The sequence below is a fragment of the Ramlibacter sp. genome (assembly GCF_028292805.1).
In the GTDB taxonomy this organism is placed as follows: domain Bacteria; phylum Pseudomonadota; class Gammaproteobacteria; order Burkholderiales; family Burkholderiaceae_C; genus Ramlibacter.
The window spans coordinates 1-7716 of record NZ_JAQGLS010000150.1 but is presented as its reverse complement, the minus strand read 5'-3'; the positions used below and the strand labels follow the sequence as shown (position 1 = coordinate 7716).

Here is a 7716-nt window from a genome sequence, read left to right as displayed (position 1 = left end):
TCGTTGCGCAGTTCGTCCAGCGTGTAGCCCACCGCCAGCTTGGCCGCGACCTTGGCGATCGGAAAGCCGGTGGCCTTGGAGGCCAGCGCCGAGGAGCGCGACACGCGCGGGTTCATCTCGATGACGATCATGCGACCGTCCTTCGGGTTGATCGAGAACTGCACGTTGGAGCCGCCGGTGTCGACGCCGATCTCGCGCAGCACCGCCAGCGAGGCGTTGCGCATGATCTGGTATTCCTTGTCGGTCAGCGTCTGCGCCGGGGCCACGGTGATCGAGTCGCCGGTGTGCACGCCCATCGGGTCCAGGTTCTCGATTGAGCAGACGATGATGCAGTTGTCCATCTTGTCGCGGACCACCTCCATCTCGTACTCTTTCCAGCCCAGCAGCGACTCCTCGATCAGCAGTTCGCTGGTGGGCGAGGCTTCGATGCCGCGCTTGCAGATGGTCTCGAACTCTTCCGGGTTGTAGGCGATGCCGCCGCCGGTGCCGCCCAAGGTGAAGCTGGGGCGGATCACGGTGGGAAAGCCCAGCGTCTTTTGCACCACCCAGGCCTCCTCCATCGTGTGGGCGATGCCGGAGCGGGCCGAGCCCAGCCCGATGCGGGTCATCGCGTCCTTGAACTTCAGGCGGTCTTCCGCCTTGTCGATCGACTCCGGCGTGGCGCCGATCAGCTCGACGGCCTTGTTGGTGGCGCCGCCCTTGTACTTGTTCAGCACGCCGTGGCGCCAGAGGTCGAGCGCGCAGTTCAGCGCGGTCTGGCCGCCCATGGTCGGCAGGATGGCGTCCGGGCGTTCCTTGGCGATGATCTTTTCGACCGTCTGCCAGGTGATCGGCTCGATGTAGGTGACGTCGGCGGTGGCCGGGTCGGTCATGATCGTCGCCGGATTCGAGTTGATCAGGATGACCTTGTAGCCTTCCTCGCGCAACGCCTTGCAGGCTTGCACGCCGGAGTAGTCGAACTCGCAGGCTTGCCCGATGATGATCGGGCCCGCGCCGATGATCAGGATGGTTTGGATGTCAGTGCGCTTGGCCATGTCTTACTTCTTGTTCTCGTCCATCAGGCCGGTGAAACGGTCGAACAGGTAGCCGATGTCGTGCGGGCCGGGGGAAGCCTCGGGGTGACCCTGGAAACAGAACGCGGGTCTGTCGGTTCTTGCCAGGCCCTGCAGCGTGCCGTCGAACAGGCTCACGTGCGTGGCGCGCAGGTTCGCCGGCAGCGTCTTTTCGTCGACCGCGAAACCGTGGTTCTGGCTGGTGATGCTGACGCGGCCGGTGTCGAGGTCCTTGACCGGGTGGTTGGCGCCGTGGTGGCCGAACTTCATCTTGTAGGTGTCGGCGCCGGAAGCCAGCGCCATGATCTGGTGGCCCAGGCAGATGCCGAAGGTGGGGTAGCCGCCCTCGATCAGCTCGCGCGTGGACTCGATCGCATAGTCGCAAGGCTGCGGATCGCCCGGGCCGTTGGACAGGAACACGCCGTCGGGCTTCAGCTTGCGCACGGCATCGGCGCTGGTCCTGGCCGGCACCACCGTCACCTTGCAGCCGCGCTCGGCCAGCATGCGCAAAATGTTCTTCTTGACGCCGTAGTCGAACGCCACCACGTGGTACTTCGCGTTGTCCAGCGTGCCGTAGCCGGCGCCCAGTTCCCACTCGGTCTGGTCCCAGCCATAGGACTCGGTGACGGACACGTCCTTGGCCAGGTCCAGCCCGCTCATGTCGGGCGCCTTGGCCGCCGCGGCGACGGCCTGGGCTATCAGCTCCGGCGTGACTTCCTCGCCGGCCGCCAGGCCCAGGATGCAGCCGTTCTGCGCGCCCTTGCTGCGCAGGATGCGGGTGAGCTTGCGGGTGTCGATGTTGGCGATGGCCACCGTCTTTTCGCGCACCAGGTACTGCTGCAGCGTCATGTCGGCGCGAAAGCTCGAGGCGATCAGCGGCAGGTCGCGGATGACCAGGCCGGCGACATGGACCCTGGTGGCTTCGACGTCCTCGGCGTTGACGCCGTAGTTGCCGATGTGCGGATAGGTGAGCGTGACGATCTGCTGGCAGTAGCTCGGGTCGGTCAGGATTTCCTGATAGCCGGTGAGCGCCGTGTTGAACACGACCTCGCCGGTGGTGGCACCGGGGGCGCCAATCGAGTTGCCGATAAAGACCGTGCCGTCTGCGAGCGCCAGGATGGCGGGCGGGAAAGCTCCCTGAAGCGACGAAAGCACTGGGTTCTCCGGTTTTGTATGCACGGGTACGCCCAGATCGCGACCGAAAGCCGAGCTCTCGATGTTGCTTTTGTCGGGGGAGTGGCTGGCTGCGCTAGGCGTACGTGGGGTGTGCGGGAAAGCCCTTGATTATAGCGCGAGGGGGGTTTACCCTTTCTGGCAGCCTGTCATCGCGGGCCCGCCACCTGCGCCGCGCTCGCATGCAGGCAGATCGCCGCCGCCGCGCCCACGTTCAGCGACTCCTCACCGCCCGGCTGCACGATCCGCACGAACTGCGTCGCGCGCTCGCCCATGGCCGGGCCGACGCCCTGCCCTTCGTGGCCGAAGATCCAGGCGCAGGGCCAGGGCAGCTGCGCCTGGTGCAGGTAGCCGCCCTGGTGCGAACTGGTGGCCAGCAGCGGCAGTTGCAGCGCGTCCGTGGCGGTGGCTTCCAGCGACTCGACCAGCTGCAGCCCGAAGTGCGCGCCCATGCCGGCCCGCAGCACCTTGGGCCCCCACAGCGCCACCGTGCCGCGCAAGGCCAGCACCTGCTTGAAGCCGAAGGCGCCCGCGCTGCGCAGGATAGCGCCGACGTTGCCGGCGTCCTGCAGCCCGTCGAGAATGACCGTGGGCACGCCCGGCTGGAGCGCGGCGGCCGGCGGCAGCGGCATGACGAAAGCCATCTTGCCGGGCGACTCCAGGCTGCTGATGCCCTCGAACAGCACGTCGTCGATCACCACCACCTTGCCGATGGCAGCTGGCCATTGCGCCGAAGTGGCGGCCCAGCAGGATGCCTGGAACACCGCCATGGCCGGCTCCAGGCCGCGCTCCAGACCAGCGCGGCACAGGTGGTCGCCTTCGAGCCAGACCCGGCCCTGCTTGCGGTAGGCCGCGTTGTCGTGCGCCAGCCGGCGCAAGTCCTTGAGCAGCGCGTTGTCGCGCGACTGGATATGCTGCGGGCCCGACGTCACGCTAGCCGACCTGGACGCTGACGGTGGCGCCGTCGTCGGTGACGAAGGTCGCTGCCACCGGTCCGAAAAAGCGCCGGTGGTGCACGCACGGGCCGTGGGTGCGCAGCGCTTGGAGGTGCTCGGGCGTGCCATAGCCTTTGTGGGCGGCGAAGCCGTACTGCGGGAACTGCTCGTGCAGCTCGCGCAGCATCCGGTCGCGCGTCACCTTGGCAATGATCGAGGCGGCCGAAATCGACTTGACCTTGGCATCGCCGCCGACGATGGCCTCCGACAACACGTCCAGCTGGGGCAGCCGATTGCCGTCCACCAGCACCTTCACCGGCCTCAGGCGCAAGCCCTCGACCGCGCGCCGCATCGCCAGCATGGTGGCGTGCAAGATGTTCAGGGTGTCGATCTCCGCCACGCTGGCCTCGCCCACGGCGCAGCACAGCGCCTTTTCGCGGATGGCGTCGTACAGGCGCTCGCGCGCCAGCGCCGTCAGCACCTTGGAGTCAGCCAGGCCGCGGATGCGGCGCGTGTCGTCCAGGATCACCGCGGCGGCCACCACCGGGCCGGCCAGCGGGCCGCGGCCGGCTTCGTCCACGCCGGCCCACAGCCCCAGCGGGTCCCACTCCAGCCGCTTCTGGACCACCGTGGCGCGGCGGGTGCGGATCGGCTCAGGACTGGAGGACTTTTTCGATGGCATCGGCGGCAAGCGTGGCGGTGTCGCGCTGGAGCTGGGCATGCAAGCCCCGGAATTTCTCCTGCACAGCCTGCATTCTGGCAGGCGCATCCAGCCAATCCGCCAAGGCCCGCGCCAGCAACTCGGGTTTTGCGTTGGCCTGCAGCAACTCCGGCACCACGAAATCGCCGCACAGGATGTTGGGCAGCCCCACCCAGGGCTGCAGGTGGCGCGGCTTCATCAGCGCGTAGCTGAGCCAGTTGACGTGGTACGAGATCACCATCGGCCGCTGGAACAGCGCCGCCTCCAGGGTGGCCGTGCCGCTGGTCACCAGCGCCACGTCACAGGCCGCCAGCGCGGCATGCGACTGCCCGTCAACGATCACCAGGTGAGTCACGCCCGCGGCGCGGGCGGCGGCGGTGATGGCCGCGCGCCGCGCCGGAACCGCCGGCACCACGAACCACGCCTGCCGGCGCTTGCGTTGCAGCGCGGCGGCCGCCTGCAGGAAGCGCGGCGCCATGGCCGCCACTTCCGAGGCGCGGCTGCCGGGCAGCACCGCGATCACTTCGGCTTCGGCCGGCAAGCCCAGGGCGGCACGGGCGCCGGCCTTGTCCGGCGCGGCGGGAATCAGGCTGGCCAGCGGATGGCCGACATAGGTTGCCGCGATGCCATGCTGCGCCAGCAGCGCCGGCTCGAACGGGAAGATGCACAGGACGTGGTCGCAGCTGCGCCGGATCTTTTCCACCCGCTTGGCCCGCCAGGCCCAGATCGACGGGCAGACGAAGTGCACCGTCTTGACGCCGCGCGCCTTCAGCGACGCTTCAAGCCCGAGGTTGAAGTCGGGCGCGTCGACACCGATGAAGGCCTGCGGCGGCTCGGCCAGCAGCCGATCGCGCAAGGCGTCGCGGATGCCGACGATCTCCCGGTAATGCTTCAAAACCTCGACGTAGCCGCTGACGGCCAGCTTCTCGTGCGGCCACCAGGCCTCAAAGCCCTGACGCGCCATCTGCGGCCCGCCGATGCCATGCGCCTGCAGTTGCGGCCAGCGCTGGCGCATGCCTTGCAGCAGCAGGCCGGCCAGCAGGTCGCCTGAGGCCTCGCCAGCCACCATCCCCAGCCGCACCGGGGCTGCGCAGTGCCCGCTCACCGCACGATGCCGCGCTGCGGCGTCACCCGGGCCAGGAAGTCCGTCATCAGGGCGACGTCCGCCGCCGCTTCGGGCGAAGATTCGGCCAGTGCCGAGATGCGCTGCACCGACTGTTCCAGCGTCGCGCCGTCGCGGTACAGCGCCCTGTGCATCGCCTTGACCGCCGCCACGCGGGTGGGCGAGAAACCGCGCCTGCGCAGTCCCTCGTAATTCATCGAGCGGGCCCGCGCCGGCTGGCCTTCGCTCATCACGAAAGGCGGCTGGTCGGCCAGCAGCACCGAGCCCAGGCCGGTCATGCCGTGGGCCCCGATGCGCACGAACTGGTGGACCGCGGTGTAGCCGCCCAGGATGACAAAGTCGCCCACTTCGACGTGGCCGGCCAGCTGCGCGTTGTTGGCGAAGATGGCGTTGTCGCCCACCAGACAGTCGTGCGCCAGGTGGGTGTAGGCCATCATCCAGTTGTCGTTGCCCAGCCGGGTGATGCCGCCGCCCTGCACCGTGCCGACGTGGAAGGCGGTGAACTCGCGGATGGTGTTGCGGTCGCCGATCACCAGCTCGCAAGGCTCACCCTTGTACTTCTTGTCCTGGTTGGCCGCGCCGATGCAGGCGAACTGGAAGATGCGGTTGTCGCGCCCGATGCTGGTGTGGCCCTCGATCACGACGTGGCCGGCCACGGTGGTGCCGCCGGCGATCTTCACGTGCGGCCCGATCAGCGTGTACGGGCCGACGGTGACGCTGGCGTCCAGCTGCGCGCCCGCATCGACGATGGCCGTCGGATGGATGTTGGTCACGCCCACCCCGCAGTCCTCAGGCAATGGTGCGCATGGTGCACATCAGCTCGGCTTCGCAGGCAATGTCGGCGCCCACGCGGGACACGCCCTTGAACTTGTAGATGCCGGCCTTGTGTCGGATCAGCTCGACGTCCATCACCAGCTGGTCGCCCGGCTCCACCGGTCGCTTGAAGCGGGCGCCGTCGATGCCGGCGAAGTAGTAGACCGTCTTGTCGTCGGGCGCCACGCCGGCGGTGGCGAACGACAGCAGCGCGGCGCTTTGCGCCATCGCCTCGAGCATCAGCACGCCCGGCATCACCGGGCGGTGCGGGAAGTGGCCGGTAAAGAAAGGCTCGTTGATCGTGACGTTCTTGATCGCCTTGATGCGCTTGCCCTCCTCGAGCTCGAGCACCCGGTCCACCAGCAGGAAGGGATAGCGGTGCGGCAGCAGCTTGAGGATCTGGTGGATGTCCAACGTCTTCATGGTTTGTCGCCGCCGGACCGCAACAAGGCGACAAAAGCCCCCTCCGGGGGCAACGCAGTACACGTAGTGACAGGTGTGGGGGTCATATTTTCTTTTCCAGGGCCTTGATGCGCTCGCGCAATGTGTAGAGCTGCTTCAAGGTCGCCGCGTTCTTCTCCCAGGCGCCATTCTCGTCGACCGGGAAGATGCCGGTATACAGGCCCGGCTTGAGGATGGAGCGGGCGACGAAGGTGCCGGCCGAGATGTTGACGTGGTCGGCGATGCTCAGGTGGCCCAGGATCATGGCCGCGCCGCCGATGGTGCAGTGCGCGCCGATGTTGGCGCTGCCGGCAATGCCGGTGCAGCCGGCCACCGCCGTGTGGGCGCCGATGCGCACGTTGTGGCCGACCTGGACCAGGTTGTCAAGCTTGACCCCGTCCTCGATCACGGTGTCGGCCAGCGCACCGCGGTCGATGCAGGTGTTGGCGCCGATGTCCACGTCGTTGCCGATGCGCACGCCGCCGAGCTGCTCGATCTTTTCCCAGGCGCCCTGGTTGGGCGCGAAGCCGAAGCCGTCGGCGCCGATCACGGCCCCGGGGTGCAGCGTGCAGCGCTCGCCGATCGTCACGTCTTCGCCGACAAACACCCGCGCCTTGAGCACGGTGCCGGCGCCGATCCGGGCGCCGCGCTCGACCACGCACTGCGCCCCGATGCGCACGTCGGCGCCGATCACGGCCTGTGGGTCCACCACCGCGCTGGGGTGGATGGCAGGGCCCGCCGGGCGCGCATGCTCGCGCTTCCACAGCTGGGTGGCGCGGGCGAAATACAGGTAAGGATCGGCTGTGACGATGCAGGCGCCGCGGGCCAGCGCCTGCTCGCGCAGGGCCGGCGCCACGATCACGCAGCCCGCGCGCGAGGCGTCCAGCTGCTGGCGGTAGCGGGGGTTGCTCAGGAAGCTGAGGTGGCCGGCGCCGGCCGCATCAAGCGGGGCCAGGCCGTCGATCCGCAGGGACGCGTCACCCTGGAGATCGCCGCCCAGGGCAGCGACGATGGAGCCGAGCAGCAGCCCCACTGCGCGCCTCAGCGAACGGCGTTCAGCGCCTTGATCACCTTGTCGGTGATGTCGTGCTTCGGATTGATGTAGACGGCTTCTTGCAGGATCAGGTCGTACTTCTCGGCCTCCGCCACCTGCTTGACCACGCGGTTGGCGCGCTCGAGCACCTGCTGCAGTTCCTCGTTCTTGCGCGCGTTCAGGTCTTCCTGGAACTCGCGGCGCTTGCGCTGGAATTCGCGGTCCTGATCCACCAGCTGCTTCTGGCGCTGGGTCCGCTGCGCTTCGGACAGCGTCGGCGCCTCGCGCTCGAACTTGTCCGACAGGTTCTTCAGGTTGGTGCCGATGTCGTTGAGTTCCTTTTCGCGGCGCGAGAACTCCTGCTCCAGCTTCACCTGTGCCGCCTTCGCCGAGTTGGCTTCCCGGAAGATCCGGTCGGTGTTGACGAACCCGACGCGGAAATCCTC

The 7716-nt window shown here is 68.1% G+C and carries 9 protein-coding genes; all 9 read right to left on the bottom strand.

Annotated elements, in window-relative coordinates:
- Nucleotides 1-1034, bottom strand: a 1034-nt coding sequence (gene carB, locus JWP65_RS08765) for a carbamoyl-phosphate synthase large subunit (RefSeq protein ID WP_299762833.1), incomplete at its 3' end; no start/stop codon positions are given.
- Nucleotides 1035-1037: 3 nt separating this feature from the next.
- Nucleotides 1038-2207, bottom strand: a complete 1170-nt coding sequence (carA, locus tag JWP65_RS08760) for a glutamine-hydrolyzing carbamoyl-phosphate synthase small subunit (RefSeq protein ID WP_299762831.1) — start codon at nt 2205-2207, stop codon at nt 1038-1040.
- A gap of 167 nt (nt 2208-2374) precedes the next feature.
- Entirely contained in the window at nt 2375-3157 is a 783-nt protein-coding gene (locus JWP65_RS08755) for an RNA methyltransferase (RefSeq protein ID WP_299762829.1), read from the bottom strand.
- 1 nt (nt 3158) lies between these two features.
- A complete protein-coding gene (rnhB, locus tag JWP65_RS08750; protein WP_299762836.1) occupies nt 3159-3809 on the bottom strand; it encodes a ribonuclease HII in 651 nt (216 codons plus the stop codon).
- A gap of 4 nt (nt 3810-3813) precedes the next feature.
- Nucleotides 3814-4929 carry a lipid-A-disaccharide synthase gene (gene lpxB, locus JWP65_RS08745; RefSeq protein WP_299762835.1) on the bottom strand — a complete coding sequence of 372 codons (1116 nt, stop codon included), beginning with the start codon at nt 4927-4929 and terminating at the stop codon, nt 3814-3816.
- A gap of 32 nt (nt 4930-4961) precedes the next feature.
- A complete protein-coding gene (gene lpxA / locus JWP65_RS08740) occupies nt 4962-5756 on the bottom strand; it encodes an acyl-ACP--UDP-N-acetylglucosamine O-acyltransferase (protein ID WP_299762834.1) in 795 nt (264 codons plus the stop codon).
- Between the two features lie 16 nt (nt 5757-5772).
- Nucleotides 5773-6219, bottom strand: a complete 447-nt coding sequence (gene fabZ / locus JWP65_RS08735; RefSeq protein WP_299762827.1) for a 3-hydroxyacyl-ACP dehydratase FabZ — start codon at nt 6217-6219, stop codon at nt 5773-5775.
- A gap of 82 nt (nt 6220-6301) precedes the next feature.
- Nucleotides 6302-7270 (bottom strand): UDP-3-O-(3-hydroxymyristoyl)glucosamine N-acyltransferase, encoded by a 969-nt coding sequence (gene lpxD / locus JWP65_RS08730; protein WP_299762825.1) that lies wholly within the window; start codon nt 7268-7270, stop codon nt 6302-6304.
- Between the two features lie 8 nt (nt 7271-7278).
- The coding region (locus JWP65_RS08725) for an OmpH family outer membrane protein (RefSeq protein WP_299762823.1) at nt 7279-7716 on the bottom strand (438 nt) is incomplete at its 5' end.